General features: G+C 55.1%; 27 protein-coding genes and 1 pseudogene. 13 read left to right on the top strand and 15 right to left on the bottom strand.

The window, feature by feature from the left end:
- Positions 1 to 16: 16 nt before the first annotated feature.
- The 4 genes from KU43P_RS16060 to KU43P_RS16045 form a co-directional block, all read right to left on the bottom strand.
- Positions 17 to 271 carry an acyloxyacyl hydrolase gene (locus tag KU43P_RS16060; RefSeq protein WP_411567220.1) on the bottom strand — a complete coding sequence of 85 codons (255 nt, stop codon included), beginning with the start codon at positions 269 to 271 and terminating at the stop codon, positions 17 to 19.
- Complete coding sequence (locus tag KU43P_RS16055; protein WP_317658348.1) at positions 210 to 965, bottom strand: hypothetical protein; 756 nt, start codon at positions 963 to 965, stop codon at positions 210 to 212. Before KU43P_RS16055 ends, KU43P_RS16060 begins: the two co-directional genes overlap by 62 nt.
- 160 nt (positions 966 to 1,125) lie before the next feature.
- The gene (locus KU43P_RS16050) at positions 1,126 to 2,313 is read right to left on the bottom strand and encodes a PAS domain-containing sensor histidine kinase (protein WP_317658347.1); all 1,188 of its coding nucleotides are present in this window, start codon (positions 2,311 to 2,313) and stop codon (positions 1,126 to 1,128) included.
- Positions 2,303 to 3,118, bottom strand: coding sequence for an alpha/beta fold hydrolase (locus tag KU43P_RS16045; RefSeq protein ID WP_317658346.1), 816 nt, complete (start codon positions 3,116 to 3,118; stop codon positions 2,303 to 2,305). The genes KU43P_RS16050 and KU43P_RS16045 overlap by 11 nt, the downstream gene beginning before the upstream one ends.
- A 272-nt stretch (positions 3,119 to 3,390) precedes the next feature.
- Here KU43P_RS16045 and KU43P_RS16040 point away from each other — a divergent pair, with 272 nt between their 5' ends.
- Positions 3,391 to 3,681, top strand: coding sequence for a hypothetical protein (locus KU43P_RS16040; RefSeq protein WP_275750640.1), 291 nt, complete (start codon positions 3,391 to 3,393; stop codon positions 3,679 to 3,681).
- A gap of 293 nt (positions 3,682 to 3,974) precedes the next feature.
- Here the strand turns inward: KU43P_RS16040 and KU43P_RS16035 are convergent, their stop codons facing one another.
- Entirely contained in the window at positions 3,975 to 4,220 is a 246-nt protein-coding gene (locus tag KU43P_RS16035; protein ID WP_317658345.1) for a hypothetical protein, read from the bottom strand.
- A 29-nt stretch (positions 4,221 to 4,249) separates the two neighbouring features.
- Between KU43P_RS16035 and KU43P_RS16030 the strand changes: the two genes are divergently transcribed.
- From KU43P_RS16030 to KU43P_RS16005, 6 genes are all read left to right on the top strand, one after another.
- Positions 4,250 to 4,882 (top strand): NUDIX hydrolase, encoded by a 633-nt coding sequence (locus tag KU43P_RS16030; RefSeq protein WP_317658344.1) that lies wholly within the window; start codon positions 4,250 to 4,252, stop codon positions 4,880 to 4,882.
- Positions 4,883 to 4,981: 99 nt separating this feature from the next.
- Positions 4,982 to 5,212: a hypothetical protein gene (locus tag KU43P_RS16025; protein WP_317658343.1), complete on the top strand. Its 231-nt coding sequence runs from the start codon at positions 4,982 to 4,984 to the stop codon at positions 5,210 to 5,212.
- Positions 5,213 to 5,334: 122 nt separating this feature from the next.
- Positions 5,335 to 5,607, top strand: a complete 273-nt coding sequence (locus KU43P_RS16020; RefSeq protein WP_317658342.1) for a PepSY domain-containing protein — start codon at positions 5,335 to 5,337, stop codon at positions 5,605 to 5,607.
- A 169-nt stretch (positions 5,608 to 5,776) separates the two neighbouring features.
- On the top strand, positions 5,777 to 6,205 hold the full coding sequence (locus KU43P_RS16015; protein WP_317658341.1) for a LexA family protein: 429 nt from the start codon (positions 5,777 to 5,779) through the stop codon (positions 6,203 to 6,205).
- Positions 6,192 to 7,472, top strand: a complete 1,281-nt coding sequence (locus tag KU43P_RS16010; RefSeq protein WP_317658340.1) for a Y-family DNA polymerase — start codon at positions 6,192 to 6,194, stop codon at positions 7,470 to 7,472. Before KU43P_RS16015 ends, KU43P_RS16010 begins: the two co-directional genes overlap by 14 nt.
- A 203-nt stretch (positions 7,473 to 7,675) precedes the next feature.
- Positions 7,676 to 7,855 carry a hypothetical protein gene (locus KU43P_RS16005; protein WP_317658339.1) on the top strand — a complete coding sequence of 60 codons (180 nt, stop codon included), beginning with the start codon at positions 7,676 to 7,678 and terminating at the stop codon, positions 7,853 to 7,855.
- A gap of 324 nt (positions 7,856 to 8,179) precedes the next feature.
- Here KU43P_RS16005 and KU43P_RS16000 read toward each other — a convergent pair whose 3' ends face one another.
- From KU43P_RS16000 to KU43P_RS15990, 3 genes are all read right to left on the bottom strand, one after another.
- Positions 8,180 to 8,977, bottom strand: coding sequence for a carboxymuconolactone decarboxylase family protein (locus KU43P_RS16000; RefSeq protein WP_411567219.1), 798 nt, complete (start codon positions 8,975 to 8,977; stop codon positions 8,180 to 8,182).
- Positions 8,946 to 9,320 carry a cupin domain-containing protein gene (locus KU43P_RS15995; RefSeq protein ID WP_236193401.1) on the bottom strand — a complete coding sequence of 125 codons (375 nt, stop codon included), beginning with the start codon at positions 9,318 to 9,320 and terminating at the stop codon, positions 8,946 to 8,948. Before KU43P_RS15995 ends, KU43P_RS16000 begins: the two co-directional genes overlap by 32 nt.
- Before the next feature lie 171 nt (positions 9,321 to 9,491).
- Complete coding sequence (locus KU43P_RS15990) at positions 9,492 to 9,935, bottom strand: cupin domain-containing protein (protein WP_317658337.1); 444 nt, start codon at positions 9,933 to 9,935, stop codon at positions 9,492 to 9,494.
- 103 nt (positions 9,936 to 10,038) lie between these two features.
- On the opposite strand from KU43P_RS15990, the gene KU43P_RS15985 reads away from it, so the two are divergent.
- A complete protein-coding gene (locus KU43P_RS15985) occupies positions 10,039 to 10,929 on the top strand; it encodes a LysR family transcriptional regulator (protein ID WP_176511272.1) in 891 nt (296 codons plus the stop codon).
- 32 nt (positions 10,930 to 10,961) lie between these two features.
- Here KU43P_RS15985 and KU43P_RS15980 read toward each other — a convergent pair whose 3' ends face one another.
- Complete coding sequence (locus KU43P_RS15980; protein ID WP_317658336.1) at positions 10,962 to 11,303, bottom strand: cyclophilin-like fold protein; 342 nt, start codon at positions 11,301 to 11,303, stop codon at positions 10,962 to 10,964.
- Between the two features lie 245 nt (positions 11,304 to 11,548).
- On the bottom strand, positions 11,549 to 12,496 hold the full coding sequence (locus KU43P_RS15975) for an AraC family transcriptional regulator N-terminal domain-containing protein (protein ID WP_411567261.1): 948 nt from the start codon (positions 12,494 to 12,496) through the stop codon (positions 11,549 to 11,551).
- 223 nt (positions 12,497 to 12,719) lie between these two features.
- Between KU43P_RS15975 and KU43P_RS15970 the strand changes: the two genes are divergently transcribed.
- On the top strand, positions 12,720 to 13,748 hold the full coding sequence (locus KU43P_RS15970) for an alpha/beta hydrolase (RefSeq protein WP_317658335.1): 1,029 nt from the start codon (positions 12,720 to 12,722) through the stop codon (positions 13,746 to 13,748).
- Between the two features lie 94 nt (positions 13,749 to 13,842).
- On the top strand, positions 13,843 to 15,021 hold the full coding sequence (locus KU43P_RS15965) for an MFS transporter (RefSeq protein ID WP_317658334.1): 1,179 nt from the start codon (positions 13,843 to 13,845) through the stop codon (positions 15,019 to 15,021).
- Here the strand turns inward: KU43P_RS15965 and KU43P_RS15960 are convergent.
- Positions 14,987 to 15,247, bottom strand: a pseudogene (locus KU43P_RS15960) (hypothetical protein); the annotation flags it as partial. The gene KU43P_RS15965 and the pseudogene KU43P_RS15960 sit on opposite strands and share 35 nt — an antisense overlap.
- On the opposite strand from KU43P_RS15960, the gene KU43P_RS15955 reads away from it, so the two are divergent.
- Together KU43P_RS15955 and KU43P_RS15950 are read left to right on the top strand one after the other, a co-directional pair.
- A complete protein-coding gene (locus KU43P_RS15955; protein WP_317658333.1) occupies positions 15,216 to 16,055 on the top strand; it encodes a hypothetical protein in 840 nt (279 codons plus the stop codon). The pseudogene KU43P_RS15960 and the gene KU43P_RS15955 overlap by 32 nt on opposite strands.
- A 168-nt stretch (positions 16,056 to 16,223) precedes the next feature.
- Entirely contained in the window at positions 16,224 to 16,589 is a 366-nt protein-coding gene (locus KU43P_RS15950; RefSeq protein ID WP_104834351.1) for a histone-like nucleoid-structuring protein, MvaT/MvaU family, read from the top strand.
- A gap of 396 nt (positions 16,590 to 16,985) precedes the next feature.
- Here the strand turns inward: KU43P_RS15950 and KU43P_RS15945 are convergent, their stop codons facing one another.
- A complete protein-coding gene (locus KU43P_RS15945) occupies positions 16,986 to 18,575 on the bottom strand; it encodes a hypothetical protein (RefSeq protein WP_317658332.1) in 1,590 nt (529 codons plus the stop codon).
- Positions 18,576 to 18,745: 170 nt separating this feature from the next.
- Here KU43P_RS15945 and KU43P_RS15940 point away from each other — a divergent pair, with 170 nt between their 5' ends.
- The gene (locus tag KU43P_RS15940) at positions 18,746 to 19,900 is read left to right on the top strand and encodes a helix-turn-helix domain-containing protein (protein ID WP_317658331.1); all 1,155 of its coding nucleotides are present in this window, start codon (positions 18,746 to 18,748) and stop codon (positions 19,898 to 19,900) included.
- Between the two features lie 19 nt (positions 19,901 to 19,919).
- Here KU43P_RS15940 and KU43P_RS15935 read toward each other — a convergent pair whose 3' ends face one another.
- Genes KU43P_RS15935 through KU43P_RS15925 form a run of 3 tightly spaced genes read right to left on the bottom strand, consistent with a single transcriptional unit; the run spans position 19,920 to position 22,056 of the window.
- Positions 19,920 to 20,897: a saccharopine dehydrogenase family protein gene (locus KU43P_RS15935; protein ID WP_317658330.1), complete on the bottom strand. Its 978-nt coding sequence runs from the start codon at positions 20,895 to 20,897 to the stop codon at positions 19,920 to 19,922.
- The gene (locus KU43P_RS15930; protein WP_317658329.1) at positions 20,894 to 21,295 is read right to left on the bottom strand and encodes a VOC family protein; all 402 of its coding nucleotides are present in this window, start codon (positions 21,293 to 21,295) and stop codon (positions 20,894 to 20,896) included. Before KU43P_RS15930 ends, KU43P_RS15935 begins: the two co-directional genes overlap by 4 nt.
- Before the next feature lie 17 nt (positions 21,296 to 21,312).
- Positions 21,313 to 22,056: an SDR family NAD(P)-dependent oxidoreductase gene (locus KU43P_RS15925; protein ID WP_317658328.1), complete on the bottom strand. Its 744-nt coding sequence runs from the start codon at positions 22,054 to 22,056 to the stop codon at positions 21,313 to 21,315.
- Between the last annotated feature and the right edge of the window lie 69 nt (positions 22,057 to 22,125).

The raw sequence follows: 22,125 nt of genomic DNA, 5'->3' as shown, positions 1-22,125 counted from the left end.
TGCGCCTGTTCAAAACTTAGATCTGATGGCTATAGAAGAGTGCATAGGACTCAATGCCCTCGTTCGGCTGTTTGATATCAGCGTTGGAATAGTGGATTGCCCGAATTCCCACACGCTGTCCCTCGCCGATCTTCAGGCCAACCCCAATGCGATCCTCCAAGGTGAACGATGAAAGCCGCTTAGAATAGCTGGTAGTGGAGTGCGCGGATTTACAACTGCATCTCGGCGAGCGCTCGACGTAAAGGCGCGTCTGAGACCTGAATTGGCCCATGAAAAGGAACATTCATATCAAGAACTAGGTAAACTGAGGCGGCAATGAGAAACGACGACGCCATAAACATACTGATGACCATCGGGTTTTTTGGGGCCCGGTACCCCAGGCTGGCAAATATGAGTGTCATCCAAGCCACCAGCATTCCTATGAGAGGGCCTGGAATGGAGCCTTCAGACTGTTCCACGATCTTCCAGCGCTGTTCAATAATCCCATGATACTGTTGACGTATATCAACCATCATGGATTCGTGGAAGCGGTCAATAGGCGTAATCATATTCAGCGCCGTACCCACAGAGTCCAGGTATTTGGCAGCGGTGCTTTTTTGATGAAGCAGCGCTTGATCCCCACGATAGGGATTGGCAATGGCTTCTTCAACATATACTTGCAAACGCATACGAGACTCTTTGGCGGCCTGTCCGTATGTGCTAAGTGAGCGGTCTAGAATTATCAGGCTCGTTGCATAGGTGTGCACGTTTGCATCTATCGCTTCGAATGTATTCTTGGCTGAATTAATCATCAGGCCGAACACAAGTGACGTCATTACCACAAAAATATTCGCTACAAGACGAACCACTGTATTTGTATCTTCATCTCGATGGCGGGCGGCCAGCTTGGGGTAGAGGTGCATCATCACTAAGGATGCTGAAAGCAAACATATGAAGATGGCAATGGCTACCCAAATAGAACCCATGCAAACTACCTTTCTTAGATGAACGGCTAACGACTGTAATGAAGCTCACTGTGTCATGGGTAAGCTTAGCTAATATCTGCCTTCGGCGATCTCGGATGACCTGACAGACAATTCTTCCGTGCCGTCAAACGCTGACGCAGCCCTTAGGTAGGCCAGGTTTTTATTGAGGCTGAACACCACCGGTTCGGGGGAAGCTTACGCAAAATGATGTGCCACTTTCTTTTGTAGAGTCGACGGCCACATCGCCGCCATGAGCCTTAGCTATTTCTCGTACTATGAAGAGCCCGAGACCTACGCTTCTCAGATCGGTGTCCAACTCGCTCACTCTCGTCATCGGCTCGAAGAGGTTACCCAGCGAAGATTCGGGTATGGCTGTACCTTCGTTATGAACCGATAGGATGGCCATCTCTCCCTGGAGGGCAGATGTGACCGTTATGGGCTGTCCAAGATCCCCGTAGGCCACACTGTTAGCCACCAGATTTCCAATGATCTGATGGATTCTGTCAGCGTCAACCTCTGCCATACCTGCGCCTACCTGGGTATGGATCATTCTTGCTTGCGGGAAGGCAATACGTAGCTCGCTTACGCTTCTCTCAATGACCAGGTGCAGGTCAGCCGTACTGCGTGAGATGCCGATTCCACGGCCTACCCTGGCCAAGGCAAAGTCCAAAAGATCTGCGATCATCCGCTGAGCACGCTCGGAGGACTGATTGATGTGGTGAAGTAGTTCTCTGTCTCTTGGTGTGCATTCGCCTCGTGCCAGCAGGTCTCCAGCCATCTTGATCGCGGTTAGAGGATTCTTGAGGTCGTGGCTTGCGATAGCTACCATTTGCTCAGCAAATAAAGCGCGCTGTTGGGATTTTTCATACGCAAGATCTAGCTCCAAATTTGCCTGCTGTAGCGCTGCTTCCGCGTTGGTTTTCTCCCATAGCAGCTGTTCGGCACGCTGGCGTGCCTCCACAATCTCGCGCTCATACCTGTCCCGATCAGTAGTCCCGAACAACGCCATTTCGTAGTAAACGCCATCGGCATGAACACGCCTTACGCCATTGAGTAGCATCGTGACTGTCTGCCCACTGGCGTTTTTGAGGTCAAGTTTCACCTCCGCGACGGAGCCCTGCATGCGCATGAGGGGCGCCCAATGGGTCTGATGAAAGATCTTTCCGCCCATTGTCAGGAGATCCTGAAATCGACGCTGGGCAAGATCCCCCTGGCTGATGCCCATCCAGATGCTGAAAATCCGATTGCTGCGCAGGATCGTGCCGTCTTCGTCGGTGACAACAAGCCCACACGGGGCACCATCGAAAAGATCTTCGAACACTGGCAGTAAAGGCTGATCAACCGACATTTTCGCCTACCCAAGGCTGAAGGAAATCGTCCATTGCTTTGGCACACGCTTGTGGAGCGCTCATGTGCGGGCAATGTCCCACATTATCAACGAGATGAAGAACACTGTAGGGCAAGGTTGCATGCATGTACCGGCCCACTTCCATCGGAGCAATCAGGTCATCGGTGGATTGCAAGATGAGCGTCGGGGTATCCAGGCCGGCGATGTCTTCGCGATTATCGGATAAGAAGGTCACGCGTGCGAATTGCTTCGCGATCTCCGGATCTGTGCGGCAGAAACTATTGGTAAGTTCATCGCCCAGTGCTGGCTGCCCTGGCGAACCCATGATTGCAGGGGCCATCGCGCTCGACCATCCCAGATAGTTGCTGTCCAAAGTGTGGAGGAGCGAGTGAATGTCTTCGAGCTTGAACCCACCCACATAGCCATCAGAATCGATATAGCATGGAGAAGGCCCAACCATGATATGAGCGGCTATGCGATTTGGGAAAAGACGGTCGGCCAGTGCTCCGATCATCGCACTCACCGAATGACCGACAACGATCACGGGGCCGTGCCCAAAGTGATCGATGACTTCATTCAGGTCTTGAGCATAACCGGTCAGTGAGCTGTACTTTTCGCTTTCATACGCACCCAGATCCGATCTGCCTGCGCCGACCAAGTCATACAGCACCACGCGAAAGCGGTTGGTGAAGTGTTTGAACAGATAATGCCACATGGTCTGATCGCAGCCGAAGCCATGAGAGAAGACCAGAGTCGAAGTGCCTTCGCCATGGACTCTGACGTTGTTCCGGCGCTGAATGTCCATGCATCACCTCTCCGTTCAGCCAAGCGGGTTTGGCTGTAGGAATGGATAGTGCCGCTGAGGCAATCGAAGGGCAAGATTTGCATTCCGATGCAGACGTTCTGTCCGGAGAGAAAGGCGCTCTAGGTGATAGCCGCTCGCCTATCTCGTTTCACCATAACTCACATTTCGTCATATTGATGAGCCATTATCCGCTCGGCGGAGCTGTTGTTTCCGCTTCGCTGCGCTATGGTAGAGGCACCCCACATATAAGACTAAAGTCGTAGGAGGGCGGCATGCGGATTCGCGGTGATGTGTTTTGGAAATGGGTTGATCCATCGCTCCACCATAGAACTCACGATGAAACTTTGGACGACGGCACAAGCATGGACATCCAGGTACGGCTGTCGCGGACGGGCCATACGCAGTTGTTCATTGGTGTCTATGCCGGCTCAGGGATGGCTCTTCACGAAGAGGCTTACGACTCTCGACCGGGGGAGTCGATGACACGAGCGTTGGCATGGGGGGTAGGTCGAGCCAGATGCTTGGCGACTGAGCAGCGTCCTGCCGAGAAGCATGTAGCGTAGAGGCCTAGGTAACGGATTGGTGGTCGCTGGCAGTAGTATCAGCGACCTCCACCGTGATGAATCCACTCTGCGTAGGCCGACTTCAAAGCCTGGGGAAGGTGAGGGATCTCCCTCTTCAATCCTGCCTTTCCGTCAGGCCTTGCTGCCCACTCCGTTAGCCACGCGATCAGCGTTGGCCGAGTAAGAGGGCAGATAGCTACCTCCCGTTCGAGCTCGTCTGCGATCTGACCCAGCCACTCTAACTCTGCGTCTAGCTGCATGATCGGATCAATCATGGGATTCCCTCCGTCGACCTAAACAGTGCCTGCTTTGCTTTCAGAGCCTGTTTTAGCGAGTGCCCGACCTCTGCGAGCGCCCCACGCCATTGCTCGAGTTACTGTCTCACCTGGCCGCTTTGCATAGGCTTCCTCAACACGTGCTAGGCCGGATTGCCCGTAGATCCCGATAAACAGTTGAGTGTCGCCAGTGCGAGATAACCGAACCTGGATGTCTAGCCAAGCTCCGTCAGCTAGCGACTCCAGATGCGAATGGTGTTGCAAGGCAGGCTCTGCCCAAGCCCAGCTCCTCGATGTCGCATCCTTGGCCCCTCGTCACATCTCCATACGGCAAGCCTAGCTTGTCCTTTCTACTCCGGAGCTTTCAAACGTTTCGAGACATTCCAAAGCAGGTAGTAATTCGAGCCGTCAAAATGCTGGTCGGAACTGAACTTCAATCCGTCAGGTCATCCATCGTATGGAAGGTCACATCAGCGTTCAGGATGTCGCGCGTTATCGAGGTGCGATTTGTCATGAGCGTATTCAAGCATCGTCCAGTCAGAGCCAAAACCACTATTATCTGTACCCACAACGACAAAGTTCTGCTTGTGCGCAGAAAGGGCGCCAAGTGGAAGTTTCCGAGTGGGGCACTCGCTGCAGGTGAGGAGCCAATCGTTGCAGCTGCGCGCGAGCTTTGGAGTGAGCTATCGCTGCATTGCTCCGGTCTGCACGGTACTGGCACCGTCCAGGTGGGGAAAATCCTCCACCACCTCTTTTGCACTGAGATACCTGATGGCTGCCGGGTTGTCTTAGGGAAGCGGATCGAGGCCTGCAGGTGGGTAGCGTGGGCTCAGCTGAACCCAACCATGCTTAAGCCCACAGCAGCTGCGCTGCTTTCGAGGGATCTCTCGTCGCTTGCCCCATTCGATCAGCAAATCGTCGAGTAGCAGGCATGACCAGGTATTAACCCAGCGGCCCAATCCTCATAGGAACAGATTGTTATCCTGATGGTCAGGTTTAGTAGTCCCGTAGACCTTGAGGTGAGCATGGCCACTTACAACATTCAATATCGCTTGGCTGAAGAGCCGAAAAGTTACCGACTGGAGTTAGAGCAGGACGAGCTCAGGCGTCATGAGGCTGCAATGCACCTAATCGTGTTGCACTTCGGGGATAGTGAAAACAGCCTTGTACTGCCTGCAGCTGATTCATCACCGGACGACATCCTAGCTCAAGCCGAGTTGCTTGGATTGTCTCAGATAGAGGTTTCCGCCGCGTAATGCTGATTGCTCACTTCAGTCGGGCTGAGTGCCGATGCAATTCCTGCACGAACTCTTCGACTGAACCCGGATCGCTAGAGGCAGGTCGCATGTTCACATTCACAGCAAAAAGGATGTTAGCGATGAAAGCAATGACTCGACTGTTCACCGGCCTTGCATTGGTTGGTGCTATGGGAGCTTCTTCCGCTTGGGCAGATACGCCTGGTGCTGACTGGAAGGTAAACAAGGATCAGGCTGAGGCCACCTTGAAAGGCGCAGGTTACACCCAGATCACCAAGATCGAAGCCGACGATGGTCATTGGGAAGGTGAGGGCATCAAGGCTGATGGCAAGCGGTATGAATTCCAAGTTGATCCGCACGACGGGAAGATCATCAAAGACGAACTGGATAACTGATTAGGGCGGGTGTTGCTCTCTGAGCGGCCCGTGCCTGATGCTCGGGCTTTTTTCGGCTACCAGTCCACCTTCCGTCGAATCCCCGGCCATCTCGTCATTGCTTATCCAGATTGACCGGACGCTTGCAAAGCGCTTAACTGTACAAATATACAGTACAGGCGTTTTAGGCATGGTCACCATACTCGGCCCACTCGAACCAACCGGAGCGAAGCTCCCACTCTTTTCCTTCCATGTCCCGGCAGGTTTTCCTTCGCCTGCAGCCGACCACCTCGAAAAGCGCATTTCCCTTGATGAGCTACTCGACGTCCGCGCTCCGCACATTTACCTGGTGCGTGTAGAGGGCGACTCGATGATCGGTGCCGGCATCTACCCTGGCGACCTCGTGATCGTGGATCGCTCCATCGAGGCTGAGCCAGGCCACATTGTCATCGCGGCGGTCAACTGCGAACCACTCTGCAAGCGCCTGGCTCGTGATGGCAGCCAAGTGGTGCTCAAATCGGAGAACCCACGATATCCATCAAGGTACCTGCTCGAAGGGGAAGAACTCCAAGTGTGGGGTGTCGTAACTTTCAGTGTGCGCAGTCATGACAAAGCCTGAGCGGGTATTCGCCCTCATCGACTGCAACAGTTTCTACGCCAGCTGCGAGCGGGTATTCCGCCTCGACATTCGCAACAAACCCGTCGTCGTGTTGAGCAACAACGATGGCTGTGTGATCGCTCGCTCGGCTGATGCCAAGCCTTTCGTGAAGATGGGTGAGCCGTACTTCCAGATCAAAGACAAACTTCGCAAGCACGGCATAGTGGCTTGCTCGTCGAACTACGAGCTCTATGGTGACATGTCCGAGCGAGTCATGACGGTCATTGAATCAATGGTACCGGTTGCAGAGGTATACAGCATTGACGAAGCCTTCGCTGAGCTCACTGGCATGCCGGGTGACCTAGAGCGATTAGGCCGGAAAATTCGCGCGGAGGTTTATCGGAAAACCGGCATCCCAGTCGGCGTCGGCATCGCGTCAACGAAGACCCTCGCCAAGCTAGCCAATCATGCTGCCAAAAAATGGCAGAGCCATACCGGTGGCGTCGTAGACCTGCGCGATGAGGTGAAGCGCAACTGGGTGCTCAAGAAATGCGATGCGGGGGATGTTTGGGGCATTGGTCGTCGCCTCTCCGCCCACCTAGCGGCTATCGATATTCGTACCGCATGGGAGCTGGCACACGCCGATGCTTGGTCGCTCCGAAAGCAGTTCAGCGTTGTGCTGGAAAAAACCGTGCGCGAGCTTGGCGGCACCACCTGCCTGGAGCTGGATGACCCTGATCCACCTAAGAAGGAAATTTGCTGCAGCCGCATGTTCGGTACCCGGCTCACTGAGCTGGCCCCAATCAAGGAGGCGGTGGCCACCTACACGTCCAGGGCTGCTGAGAAACTTCGAGCCCAGCAGTCACTCTGCAAACGTCTACGCGTGAGCATCCGCACCGGGATGTTCAATCCGGATGAGGCCAAGTACGCCAATGGTGTCTTGGTCGAACTTCCGTACCCGACTGACGACTCCCGTTTGCTAACAAAAGCTGCGCAGGAGGGGGTGGAGCGGGTTTATCGGGAGGGCTTCCGCTATAGCAAGGCTGAAGTACTGCTGCTCGACCTCAGCCAGCCGAACGAAATCACTGGCGACCTGTTCGCAGCTGCTCAGCCAGTGGCGAGCGAGAAGTTGATGGGTGTGCTCGATGCGGTTAATGGCAGGTGGGGTAGGGGGACGATGCGTCTGGCCAGTGTGCCTGTTGATCCAACCTGGGGAATGCGGCGGGAGATGATGAGCCAGAGCTTCACGACGCGGGTCGACGAGCTTTGGACTGTCTACTGCAAATAGGGGGGCATGGGTGCGCTCTTCATACGTGCTGAAGAGAGTTTGCGGGCAAAAGAAAGCCCGCTGGGGGCGGGCAAAGGAGCTTCTATCACACGTAGGGATAGCTAACGCTCCCATACTGCATGTGAAAAAGCCGTGAACACTATCGAGGCGAAGGGCTAGCAACCACCGTTTGGTTCGTAAAACGAGATCTGATCAAGGTGCTCATGCCTGACCACCCCCTGTATCTGGAGGCCGTGGAAGCCCTGACGCTGTACCATCAGGCCCAGGCTCAAGGGGTGGTTGGAGCTGAGCTGGAGCGCCTCAGGCTGTTGGCTGAGCATCGCTTTCAGACCGTTACCGACTATCAGATCCGAGCCCTCGGCCCCACAGAGAAAGGCCATTAGCAACCGGCCTTCCGAGATCGGTCACCAACATGCAAGGTGCAAAAGTTGCGCTCTGCTACCTAAAAATTCATCACTGACACCAGCTGTTTAACCATTAGTCGAACAAGATGACTCGTGGTATTCGGGCAGCCCCAGAAAAAGTGCCGGCTCGGGCCTTTGATCACAAGATGGTTCGCAACGCCCTGCATTTCTGAATCAGGAAACGCTTGATAGCGTTGCTCGCGAGCATCACCTTCATCTGCAGAAACTGAGTGAAGAGATTCAGCTGGAGGGCACTTTTGATTACCCAGAGCGTGCCACAGTTGATCATCTGTCCACGGCTAATCATCCCTCGGCAGTGCTTGCCACGTGTTTTTCTAGAGCATTTGCGGCTCGATCACCGGCCTGAGTGTCCACACTGTCACTCAAGGTTTGACAGAGATGGCGTAGCTGCGGAATCGTAACTCCTGTATTTGTGCTGATTCGCATGTGTGCCTGAAGCTGTGGCTCGACTCCCGCAAGCGCGGAAAGCATTCCCACTGTGGCCAGCTCACGCGTCTTCCAATCCAAGGTGTCTCGTTCGAATATGTCACCAAACAGGTGAGTGCGGAGGTATTGGTTAGCTATCGGGGCAAAATCGAACAGGGGCCCCTCAACCGGCGAACCCGACAACTTCGTCTGGTTAGCGGTACCTGCGGCCAGCAGGGCGTCACCTTGAGGTATTGGACGGCTAGGTTCGCGACCTGGATCGTCAAAGATGCCGCGCTGTTTGCGTGATTCCAGCACCTGCATCAGCTCCGTCAGCGCGTTCAGAGATCGGGGGAAGCCGGCATAGGCGTAGAGTTGTACAAGCACCTCACGCAGTTCGCTGACCGTTAGTTTCAAATCCAAGGCCTGATCCAGAGCAGTGTTCAAGCGGGGCAAGTCACCAATGGCAGCAAGCGCGGCTACGACGACAACCGCTTGTTGTTGCTCGCTCAGCGACTTGGAATTTGATTGGGATGAAATGGGGTGGCTCATGACATTGTCCGTTCCGAAGGGATCAGACGAGGCCATCTCCGTAGCGCCTAGTCCAATCATGATTGTGGTTGCTATCCCGGCATTGATCCACTTACTTAGCACGCGGCCCGCTGTATTGTTCATCGGTCACTTTCTCCAACCAGTGGACATTTTTGCCTTCAGCTGTCGCTGTAACAGCAAGGTGCGTCATGCTCGTTGTGGGGGCAGCTCCATGCCAATGCTTAATGCCTGGAGGGCACCACACGACATCCCCAGGACGAACCTCCTGGATAAGGCCGCCCCATTGTTGAGTCAGGCCTACCCCCGAAGTGACCACCAGCTGCTGGCCAGCAGGATGGGTATGCCATGCAGAACGTGCCCCCGGCTCGAATGTCACGAAGCTTCCCGAGGCGCTAATACCCGAGTCCGCAGGCCACACCGGATCAATCCGCACGTCACCGGTGAAGAATTGAGAGGGGCCAACCATAGAGGCCTGTTTACCCGCTCTGGTTATTTCCTGTTGGCGGGGTGAGGCATTTTCAGCTGCTTCGCTCGATGCGAGTTGCAAAGCAGAGAGGCATATCGCAGCTGTAATGGGGTGAGCATTCATGTTGAAAACCCTCATGGTCAGAGATCTTGGGTAGCACGTGACCTCAGCTCAGCCTTTTTCCAGCGGGCCACTCAGGTAGACAACGTCAGTCACTGGCTCCAGCCAATCGACGGCCTTGCCATCCATATACTCATTGATCGCGACATGCTGCATAGCCGTAGTATCGGTCGCGCCATGCCAGTGCCGGCGTCCGCAGTTGCACCAGATCAGATCACCTGCGCGGATCTCGGTCTTCGGGCCATATTCACATTGCGTCCAGCCGACCCCATCGGTCACTAGCAAGGCTTGGCCCAGAGGATGAGTGTGCCAGTGGGTACGAGCACCTGGCTCGAAGTTGACCACCGCAACGCCAACTCTAGCGGGGGCAGGGGCTGTGAAAGCGCGGTCGATGCGTACTCGCCCCGTGAACCATTCAGCAGGCCCCGGGATCGCATTGGCCGAGCCGGCACGGTGGATTTGCATGGCCACGCTGGAAAGGTTGTTGTCCGCCATGGTGTTTCAGCCTCTCAAAAATGTAATTGAGACAACTGTAGCGACCGCGCTTTAATTCGAGTATTAGCAAAATCAAGAATTCGGTTTGAAGCTGGGCTTAACAATGAAAGCAGACAATCTGAGTGATCTGGTGGTCTTTGTGGCTGTCGCCAGGGAAAGTAATTTCACCCGGGCAGCGGCACGATTGGGTGTGTCACCTTCAGCCGTCAGCCAGACAGTAAGGGGCCTTGAGGAGCGTCTCGGTGTTCGGCTCCTCACCCGCACCACCAGGAGCGTCACGCGGACGGAGGCAGGGGAAAAACTGCTTCATGATATCGCGCCGCTATTGGATCAAATCGATGGTCACCTTGGTGCCCTGACCGAATTTGGGCAACACCCCTCAGGGACGATGCGGATCACAGCCGATGAATTCGCCGCCCGCCATGTTCTATGGCCGAAATTGAAGCCGGTGATCGAGTCCTACCCAGATGTCACGATTGAATTGATGACCGATTACGGCCTGACTGACATCGTTGCCGAGCGTTTCGATGCGGGTGTACGTTTGGGCGGCATCATCGATACAGACATGGTGGCTGTGCCCATTGGGCCGCCCATGCGGATGGTTACCGTAGCCTCACCCGCCTACTTGAAGCGGTATGGAGTGCCCCGCCAACCCGAGGAGTTGATGGCCCACAGGTGCATCAACCTGCGGTTGCCTACGCACGGCGGCCTTTATCCTTGGGAGTTCACCCATGATGGCAGCGAGTTCCGCGTCCGGGTACAAGGGCCGCTGATCATGAATAGTTCGTTGCAGATACTGGATGCCTGTCTGGCAGGGGTGGGTGTGGCCCAGGTGACTGATCTGCACGCTCAGGCGCACATCGACAGCGGTGCCCTTGAAGAGGTATTGGCGGGGTGGTCAGAACCCTTCCCTGGTTATCATCTTTACTACCCCACGCGCCGGCAGCAAACCGCTGCTTTCAGGGTTGTTCTTGAAGCACTCCGAAGCGAGTAGGAGCTTGCGTGATGCAGATGTCCAGCCGGCTTTCAGTGCTGGGAAAATTCGACTCGGATAACGTCACTGCCAAGCATCTGCATCAGTCCATCGGGGTTTTCAATGTTTCCGATAAGGGTGTAGGAGTAGGGCGTTTTGAATGTCTTGTAGAAGACCACCAGGGTCTTCGATCCATACAGCATGACGTCCCCTACCTTGATCGTTCCTGGAACGCTCGCATCCTTAGGGAGTGATACCGCGAGATCCACATACTTTTCGTTACTGTTGAGATCGGCCATTTCGAGCGTCAGCGGTATCAACGAGGAGAAGGCACGAGCTGCCTCAGTGTCAGCCAACCTGATTTTGTAATGTCGCTCGCCTACTGAGATTTGCATGCAGGGTCTCTCCTGTTGAGCTTTCGCTTTGCCGGACTTCGCCGTTTGGAAATCAGATGCGCTGGCCGGAATTGTGTGAGCTAAACCAAGTGCCAGTAGTCCACCCACCCAAGCACGGTGCTGCAGACCAGACCATCGATAGAAAGCGGCCTTTTCGGTACCTAGAGGTAAAGCCTTATGGGGTGTGCTCCTTCGCATTGCATCTCCTAGCATCCTGGGTTGGGCGACGTCTTATAGGCTGAGGATCAGGGTACGTTGGGCGTGGAGGCAGCTGACCTTTCCGCACCCAAACGCAGCTCCGCGATATCGCGTTTTGGAGGCGTGCCGAAATGGCGCCCGTACTCACGGCTGAACTGCGATGGACTTTCGTACCCGACCTTGAATGCGGCGGTCGCTGCATCGAGGTGTTCGTTGAGCATCAAGCGTTTTGCCTCGTTCAACCTCAACCATTTCTGGTACTGCAATGGACTCATTGCGGTGAGCTGTCGGAAGTGCTGATGGAATGTCGAGAGGCCCATCTGTACCTGAGAAGCCAGTTCGTCCACCCGCAGAGGTTCGGCGTAGTTCAGCTTCATCCAGTCGATGGCCTTGGCGATTCGATGCCCCTTGCTGCCCACGGAGGCGATATAGCGCAGGAGAGGGGCTTGGTCACTTAGCAGCAACCGATAGTGGATCTCTCGCTGAATCAGAGGCCAGAGCACCGGGATGGCATCGGGCTCCTCCAACAGCTCAATCAGGCGGGTGAAGCTCTCCAACAGCTTCGGGCCCAGTTCACCAACTCCAGCGCTGGTGTGAAAGGACTGACCGCTCACTGGAGGGCGACCATCTTGCGCGATCAATTCAGCCAGCGTGCGCAAATCGAGCTTGAACACCAGGCCAAGACAGGGGGCTTCCTCACTGGCCAATGTCACCGCCGAGTTGGCGGGGATGTTTAGTGAGGTGACTAGAAAGCGGGTCGTGTCGTATGGGAATACGTCACCGCCGATGACCATTTCCTTTGCCCCTTGCGTAACCAAAACAATGCTTGGTTCGACAATGCACGTAATCGGTGGCGCTGGTGCGTTGCGCCGATAGACGCTTAGGCCTGCAATGCTCGTCGCGAAATCCCCAGCGATGGGCGCGTGGGCACCGATGACCCGGCACAGCGTAGCCATTGGGTTCGTGCGTGAAGGTGGCAGTGCGGTTGCGGGCATGGTGAGCGTTCCGATCAGCGTGTAGCGAAACACTACTCGCGCGCCGCTTTCAGTGTCCATGCCCAGTCAGTCACGTCTGGACAATTGGGCAAGAAAACTACCGGTTTGCTCTACTGCTGTGCTGGTTTACGCGAGGAATATGGGTGGCAGGTGAGATGACCCTAGCGTCCGTGAGCGATGTCCTCTCACACCCCTTCCATTTCGAGCAGACAGGAAAATGTGCATGAAGTCTTTGTTCGTTGCGTTTGCCTTGATGGCCAGTTCACTCACTGCGGGAGCCGCCGATATGTCCCATGGGGCCAACAATTTCTATCAGAGTGATCAGGTTTCACTCGAGCGCGTCACCTTCAAGAACCAGTTCCAGATGACCACTGTCGGCAATCTGTATCTGCCCACAAAACAGAGCGTCAACGCCAAGCATCCCGCAATCATCGTCGGGCACCCGATGGGGGCGGTCAAAGAGCAAAGCTCGAATCTTTATGCCCAGAAGCTGGCAGAGCAGGGCTTCGTCACCTTGGCCATCGATCTGTCGTTCTGGGGTGAAAGTGACGGGCGTCCGCGCAATCTAGTGTCGCCGGACATCTATTCCGAAGACTTCAGTGCGGCGGTTGACTATCTCGGTGCTCAAGGTTTCGTTGATCGGAACCGTATTGGCGTGCTGGGTATCTGTGGCAGCGGCAGCTTTGCCATCAGTGCGGCGAAAATTGATCCACGTATGAAAGCGATTGCAACGGTCAGCATGTACGACATGGGTGCCGCCAACCGCAATGGACTCAAGCATGGCGTCTCGGTCGAACAGCGCAAAAAGGCTATCGCCGAAGCAGTAGCCCAGCGTGATGTCGAGTTTGCCGGAGGCGAAACTAAGTACACCAGTGGCACGGTGGATCAGCTAACTGAGAGCTCTAATGCCATCGAGCGGGAGTTTTACGACTTTTACCGCACACCTCGTGGTGAGTTCACTCCCAAAGGGTTGTCGCCGCTTCTGACGACGCACCCGACGCTGACCAGTAACGTCAGGTTCATGAACTTCTATCCGTTCAATGACATCGAGACGATCTCGCCTCGTCCCATGTTGTTCATCGCAGGAGAGGAGGCTCATTCCCGGGAGTTTAGCGAAGAGGCGTATCGCCTTGCCGGCGAACCCAAGGAACTCGTGATTGTCCCGGGCGCTGGCCATGTGGATCTGTACGACCGCGTAGAGATGATCCCTTTCAGCAAACTGACGTCTTTCTTCCGCGAAAACCTCAAGTGAATGGCTGTTGTTTCCAGGCCCGGCACCCCGCAGGGCCTGGGCATCCACATCTTTTGAAATTGATACAACGAGAATCACCATAAATAGCCCAGCAATGTCCCTTCAACACTCAAGCCGTCAGGTCTGGAGCGCTGTACTGGCGATGTCGCTCTGTGCTTTTGCCTTGGTGGCTTCTGAGTTCCTGCCCGTGAGTTTGCTCACGCCGATTGCATCCGATTTGTCACTGACTGAAGGCCAGGCAGGGCAGGCCATTTCTATCTCGGGGTTCTTTGCTGTAATCACCAGCCTGTTACTGGCCACCGTAACCCAAGGGATCGACCGCAAGCCCGTACTGCTGGCCACGACAGCACTTATGCTAGTTTCCGGGGGCATGTTGGCCTTTGCCCCGAACTACTTGACGTTGATGGTAGGGCGAGCCGTACTGGGAATCGCCATTGGCGGCTATTGGTCGATGTCTACCGCAGTGATGATGCGCATCGCGCCCCAGGCACTCGTTCCGAAGGCTATTGCTGTGATGCAGGGAGGTACCGCGCTGGCTACGGCAATCGCAGCGCCAGTTGGGAGCTATCTAGGCGGCATCATTGGTTGGAGAGGGGCATTCTTTTGCGTGGTGCCTTTGGCTGCAATGGCGATGATCTGGCAAGCCTTCACTCTGCCGACAATGCCAAGTAAGCGGACTCAAGTATCGACCACTGGCTCGTTGCGCCTGCTTGGGGACAGCAAGGTCGCCCTCGGCATGGCCGCAGTTGCGTTTCTCTTCATGGGGCAGTTCACACTCTTTACGTATCTGCGGCCTTTCCTGGAGACGGTCACGCATGTCGATGTGCCCACGCTCTCGCTCTTACTCTTGATCATCGGTGCCGCAGGATTGGTAGGCACCATGTTAGCCGGCTCTCTTGTTAGTCAAAGTCTGCATAAGGTTTTAGTTGGAATACCGTTGATCATGACTGCCATCGCTTTCGCCGTAATCGTGGTTGGTAGCTGGCTTGTTCCTGTGGCCGCAGTGCTGGGGCTGTGGGGGCTGGTCGCGACCTGTGCACCGGTGGGATGGTTTACCTGGTTGGCCAAGGCATTGCCACACGATGCAGAAGCTGGTGGTGGGTTGATGGTCGCAGTAATTCAGTTGGCTATCACTGCTGGTGCAACTGCAGGCGGGATGCTGTACGACGGGATGGGTTATAAGGCTACCTTCATCGCCAGTGGCATATTCTTGCTCATTGCAACCGCACTCAGTGTTGTCACAAGCCGTTGGCGTGGCGCGGCACGCACGTAGAACGGCGTTGGCCAGCCTGCTTAGCCGAAGAATGCCCTTCGATTGCAAGGCATGGTGTCAGTGACAAGGCCCCACGCTCCGGTGAGTTGAACATCGACTGAAGATTGCTTTCGATATTTCGGCATAGCTCATCGGTACGAATGCTGTGCTGACTATGCCCGAATGGTGCTTGCAGGTCGGTGCCGATTCGCTCCATGGCCAACAGCATGCAACCTACCACCGTGGAGCCGGTCAAGTGGAAGGAGATTCTGTCCAAGCCTGAGCCTAAGCCGCTCGTGAAAAGCGGGGCCCTCGAACAGGCCGCTATGCAGGCCTCGGCGACTTATCGTCCAAACTTCTGGGCCAAGCTGTTCAAATTGGAAAGCCGTCAGCGTGCGGCCCTCATTGCAAAAATCGCCACAGCCGCAACTGAAGATGAACGACTCTTTCAGGCGCAGTTTGAAGAGTGGAAGGCTCAGCACTCTGATTGGTCGGAGGAGCGGGACATTGCCCTGCGGATTCTTGATGGCGATCGCCAGGCAAAGCTCGACGCTATCGAGGCGTTCGAGTCGTTCGAGGAAATTACGCACCTTGGCTCATCCATTCAGATGATCGTTCATGAGGGAGGCGTGCTGGAAGCAAAGCTGGCTATTCATGGCTCGCACGTCGTTCCCACCGAGATCAAGTCGCTACTCAAAAGCGGAAAACTGTCGACCAAGGCGATGCCTGCAGGCCGCTTCAACGAACTTCATCAAGATTACGTGTGCAGTTGCGCACTGCGGGTAGGCCGCGAGCTGCTGGCCATCTTGCCGGACGACCTGGTCATCGTTACGGCGATGGATAACGTGCTGAACAGCTCTACCGGGCACATGGAGGATCAGCCAATCCTCAGCGTTGCATTCTCCCGTGCCACTGTCGAAGGTCTTAACCTCGAAGCCATCGACCCTTCAAATGCGATGAAAAACTTTGTTCACAATATGAGCTTTAAAAAGGGTGCTGGCTTCTCGGCGGTAACATCCTTGGACGCGCTGGGCTTCGCTCGAGTAGGTGCATGAAGCGATACTAGCCTATTTAGTAGGATGGCTATAGTTCCCGTATGTTGCTGCTGAGCCCTTTGTTGCTGTTGCGGTGAACTAACTACGCGTTGCTGTATCATATTCATTAGGCCCGATGCTAAATCTAGGTTAATCTGTAGGCACTTTTCAAATACCTGAGGATTACATATGTCTCGTTTGGCAGAATTCAGAAAGCTTGAGCAAACGCTGGCCGCGCAGCTCGCTGAGCTTGAGGCGATGAAGGGCAGCACCGAGCTGAAGAAAGAAATCGAATTCGAAGAAAAGCTTCGTGATTTGCTGAACAAGTACGGCTTCAGCCTGCGTGACATCATCAACCTGCTGGATCCTCAAGCTGGTCGTCGTAGCGCCCCGGCTGTGGCAGAGAAATCGCCGCGTCGTGCCCGTCAGGTGAAGCAGTACAAGAATCCGCATAATGGCGAGATTATTGAGACCAAGGGCGGCAACCACAAATTGCTGAAAGAGTGGAAAGCCCAGTACGGTGCCGATGAGGTTGAAGGCTGGGTAGCCCGATAATCCTTTCTATTGGGTTGAGATACATCAAGCCGCTCACTGAGCGGCTTTTTTGTACGCGTGGTTAGCCTCGGGCAGAATAGCTAATAAGCCTTTTGGCTCACATAGGCTGATCTTGATACATGGACGATTTCAGGGCATAGCTTGAAGAGGCCAGTAAGGGTCTTCACTACTGTGACCTGATTTTAACCCCAGGGGAGGCCACGGCGCGGAAGTTTCTCGTGCAGCACCTGCAGTCAGCGGGCATGCATCCAGAGCAGGCAGGTGCCTTCAAGAGCATTCTGGAGGACACCCGGAGCGGTGATGGGCGAGACAAAGTGGACTGAGAGCCCTCCAAACGGTGAACTTGAGGGACGCTTTGCTGATTTCGATGGATCAGATATCGAAATGCGTAAACCCTTAGGTGGAGCGCAGGCGTGAGGTAGCGAGGGGTTGATTAAGTCCATCTGCAGCAATCGTTGAGAAAAGGCTGACAATAGGCAATGAGTGAGTGTACTCATCAACCACCCTCTGCAATTGCAAAATGGTAGCGTCTGCAGTCCGCTCATGAGTCCGGAGGACGGTCTTGTAAATTGTGTCAAAATTTGTTGTGGCGATTGAGAATCGCCCATCGGGTAGGAGATTTGTTTTACCGGTCACCGCCAGGATAGTGAGATAGTGCTTTTCACCGATAGACAACTCAAGTGGCGCTAGGCAGACACATTCGAAAGGCTCTGTTTTGCCGTCAACGGAGAACGTTAGCCAAGCGGAAATCTCCTTATTAAGTAGGGCGAAGAATGGCTGAATCACCTGCGAGCTCTGAATCAGCTCTGCAACGCTAACCTCCAGTAGACCACGGTCTCTAAACGCCACTTTTGTTTTGAGTAAGGCCTCCGCCACTTGCAGAACGTCTGGGAAACCTGGGAACCCTGGCCCACCTGTCACTGTGAATTGGGATCTTGCGCCATTGAAATCCATCTCTATCGAAAGCCCTTGGGGCTTGGCCATCAAGTCAATGACTTGCAAATAGGTGCAGAGATTTTCCAATGGGACAGGAGCCTCAGGATCCAGGGTGGATGCGAATTTAGCCCCCGATCCGTCTGCTTTGACATACCACTCAAACAAGCCGCAGTCGACACGAATCTGAAATGCACTCAGCGGCAGCATTGAGTGTAGAGGACTGACATAGGCCGCTGCGTCTACTTGGACGCTTTCCCCGGTAGCACCACTGCGCAATGTTAGCGTGCCTAAAGCGTTAGGAGCGGAGGGCTCAATGACCAATGTACCTACTGGGGCGTGATGACGACTGCTGGGATCTTCCAATCCGAAGCGTTTCGAGAAAATCTGCATGTCTTGCAGCTCGATGGGGCCTCCTCTGCCGAGGGTGGCGTTTATCATCGCTTGCAGGTTTTCATGTCCTACTAGGTTGAAGCGCATTAGGTGGCTGCCATCCTCATAGCCGACGCTTTTCAGAAATCGTTGTTTACCATCGGTATAGCGCGCCTGCGACGAACCTACGATTCGTAAAAACTCAGACCTCAAACTGGCTGAGCCATCGAGGGCGATTTCTTGGCCGCTCGAAAAATCGACAACCATCGTGAGCTTGTGAAGCTTTTCACCCTTTCCTGCTACCAGGTGCGTGTTGACCCTTTCCAGAATTTGCCGGATCAAAGGCTCATCCACATGCCGTAGAAATGCTCTGGAGGGCACCGGCCCTTGAGTGAAGTCCATCAACAAATAGAACGTCGGCAGTGAACTAGTCGCCATTTTCCGGAGGTTGGACAGCGTCACGCTCACTTTGAGAGACTTGGAGCGTGTCGATTTTATCTGCACCGTCCCTGTGATCACGGGCTCATGCAGCGTTTGCTGTGTAAGCGCCGTCGGAAGTTGGTCAATCTCGATCAGGACATCCCAGCCATTTTTGTCCGTTTGAGATTTGTTTACGGTGATGCCGTCACCTGCGCAAAGCGCCATGAAATGGAGCTCGCCGCTTGTCCCTATATCACTCACAGTCGTCCCTCATTTTGCGTCGGGATGATGATATCAGCAGGGGCGCGATCAACGCGTTCTCCCGTGAGGGCTTTCCGTAGAAACGATTGACATTGCAGCAGCTCGCCTACCGTTTGCGTGATTATCATGCTCAAATCGAGCTCACACCTAGTCACTATTTGGGAGCTGAGATGATCGACCTGCTTAACGTGCTGCGCTACAAAAGCGAGAGCACTGACATTGACTTCAAATCAGCCCAGTACCGCTTCAACGGCGGAACTGAGGCTGATAAGTCTGAGCTGTTGAAGGACATTCTCGCGATCGCGAACTCTTGGCGTGATGGCACTGGCTACATCCTTTTAGGATTCAAGGATCAGCGCCCGCACCCAGCTGAAGTCGTCGGAATCCAAGACAGCATCGATGACTCTCGGATTCAGCAGCTCGTGAACAGCAAGGTGAAGCCCAAGTTGACGTTTCGCTACGAGGAGCACCTGTATGAGGGGAAGACCATAGGCATCATCATCATCCCTAAGCAGAAACGTCCATTTTACCTCGCAAGCCCTTACGGGAAGCTCAAGAGCAATGTGGTGTATGTCCGCCGAGGCAGCAGCACTGACGAAGCAGAGCCGGTCGAGGTCATCGCGATGGGAAATGAAGATAGCGGACGTGGCGATCTGAAAATCGAGCTGTCTCTCCTGACTCCCGAAAATGAGAAGCTTCCAAATAGCTTCTCTCGTACCTACCTGCATTTCACCGAGGAACTGCCTGATTTCAAGAGGCAGCGCGAGCCCCGTGGCCCTTTCGATCTGTCGCTGGGTTTAGAAAGAGACAACAGTGATTTTTGGCGAGAATACGGCGACTACTCGTACGTGAACAACGGGTGTATTGCGATGCGATTTCTGTTGACCAACCGATCTAATGTACAGCTCTCCAACTCCAAGCTTGAGTTGACCGTGCAAGCTATGAACTCCCAAGGTGTTCAAATGATCGCTGGCCGCGAGATGCCCGATGAGCCGAAGCCTACGTGGAGCCTGACCAACCCATTGACTTTAAACGCGGTACGGGCACAAATGGAAGAGAAGTTGGAGATAGATGAAAGCGGCCCAACCCCGGTTTGCCACATTCGCATTGGATCTCTCTTACCAGGAGAGCAGGGCAGGTCGGAACTGCTTGCGATCCTTCCCGATGGCCCCGGAAGATTGCGCCTCCGCCTGCGTGTCCTAGGTCGCGAGCTGGCTGAGCCGATCGAAGAGGAACACTTGATAGAGGTAACAGGCCAGGTTCTCTCGCTGGACTTTGAAGGCTACAAGAGATTCCTCCTCGCAGAGCAAACTGAGAGCATCTGAGAATGCGTAAGGCCTCTGATTAAAAATTGGTGATGTGCGTGCCCACGATGCTTTCGGCAAATCCACTCCCAAAGACTTGAGCGGGTGTCGCAAATCCTGTGTGGCGCTCACCGTTCAGTACTCGTCCCGCAGCTGCCACTGCGGACAAAGGCGTGTAGGTGTAGCCATTGACGGTGTCGATCACGGAGCGAGCAATTGATCCATCTGTTCCCATCACCTCTACCACTGCCCGCGCTCGATGAGCATCTCGCTCTTCAGCGCTGGGCCCGTCAGGCAGTCGAGACAGATCTCCCTCTGGAAATGCATCGCCTGATACATGAACGAACATCGTGATGTTCGCGATGCCGGTCGAATGCCAGGCGGTTACCAGGTCGCCGAATGACAAAGGTGCGCAGAGTACCGGCCCCTCTCCAAAATCAAAATTACGCGGCGTTGCATCAGGCGTTGCAACGAGTTCGCCATCGATCCTGATGAGTACGCCTGCCCCGATGATTTCGCTGACACTCATGGCCGACCCTCGGGACATCGAGCCTGGTACTTGAAGCGCGATGCTCAGTGCGAACGGATCTTTGACACGTTTGGCAACTTGCATTGCGAGGGAGTCGGTGGGCACGACGTCCCATCCGACACCCGGCATCAGCATGACAGAATGGGAGGCCGCCTCAGTGCCAAGCCTCTCAGCCAATCGGTAAACGTTGATCTCGGCAGTGATGTCCAGGTAGTCCGCACCAGCTTTCATGCAAGCACGCATCAAGGCTTCAGCCGTATGCGCGAAAGGCCCTGCGAAGTTGAGCAATACTGAAATGTCCGATAAGGACGCCTCGGCGTGGGCGTCGGCCTCGAACACTCGAAAAGGTACACCCAACTGATCAGCGAGTGACGCCAGGCGCGAACGATCGCGCCCGGCAATTTCAACATTCAGCCCAAGCGCTTTTGCCCGCTCTGCCGCCATGCGACCGGTGTAACCCGTGGCACCGTAGATCAGAAGTTTTTTCATTGTGCGTGCTGCCATTTCTTGTAAACGAATTCGAGGCTGTACCCGTCCGGATCCAGCACATTGGCAGCGTAGTAATCAGGGTCGTAGTGCAAACGGGCACCCGGTGCGCCGTTGTCGATGGCGTCATGACGCATGGCCGCAGCATAGGCCGCGTCCACTTCAGCCTTGTTGCGGGCGACGAAGCCGACATGCACGGCGCCGCCCTCGACAATGCCTTCACGCAGCCAGAAAAACATCCGGCCGTTGGCACCAAAGCCCTTTAGATCGGGATGCCCAGGTGGCCCGTCCTTGCCGTCATAATTCAGCCGTGCCGTTATGCCAAGTGGCGTCAGGGCTGCGTCATAGAAGCGGATGGAACGTTCGATATCGCTTACTGAAAGGAAAATGTGGTCAAGCATTGAAAACGCTCCTGTGCTCAGATGTTGTAACCGCCAGCGACTTCAATGTTCTGGGCGTTGATCCAGGCGCCCTCGGCGGACAACAGCGTACCGATGACGCGCGCCACATCTTCGGGTTCGCCTACCCGGCCCAACGCCGTCTGGGACGCCAGTAGCGTCTCGAACTCATCGTTCAAACCACCGCCCAGCTCAGTGCGGATTGCACCCGGTGAAACCGAGTTGGCACGAATACGGCGCTCGCCGAACTCCTTGGCCATGTAACGGGTGAGCACTTCAAGCCCCCCTTTGAAGGAGGCGTAGGGCGCAACACCCGCCGTCGCTACGCGGGTGGTGGCGCTGGTCAGGTTGACGATGCAAGCGTTCGCTTCCAGCAACGGTAACAAGGTCTGGGTGAGGAAGAACGGGCCTTTCAGGTGCACGCCGAGCAGCGCGTCAAACTGGTGCTCGCTGACCGATTCCAGCGGATTGAAAAGGCCGTGCCCCGCATTATTCACAAGTCCGGCAAGCCCGCTCACGCCCCAGTTTTCTTGCAAGGTCTCGATGACGGCCTCGCGAAAGCTGACAAAGCTACCGACATCTGCGACATCCAGTTCCAGCGCAACCGCTTTGCCACCGAAGTCTTCAACGTCAGCTACCACCTGCCGTGCCGCATCCGAGTTGCTCTTGTAGGTAAGGATGACACCCATGCCACGCCGGGCCAGATAGCGGGCCGTACTGGCGCCGATACCCCGGCTGCCTCCTGTTATGACGATAACGCCCATGTGCTACTCCGCTAGCGATCAACTGAGGCTTCACAGTAATCACATCGCGGATTGCCGACGCGCCCATTG

Origin of the sequence: Pseudomonas sp. KU43P, from assembly GCF_033095865.1 — a bacterium.
GTDB lineage: Bacteria > Pseudomonadota > Gammaproteobacteria > Pseudomonadales > Pseudomonadaceae > Aquipseudomonas.
Note: the sequence above shows the minus strand (reverse complement) of the source record. Positions and strands in the feature narration are given on the sequence as shown.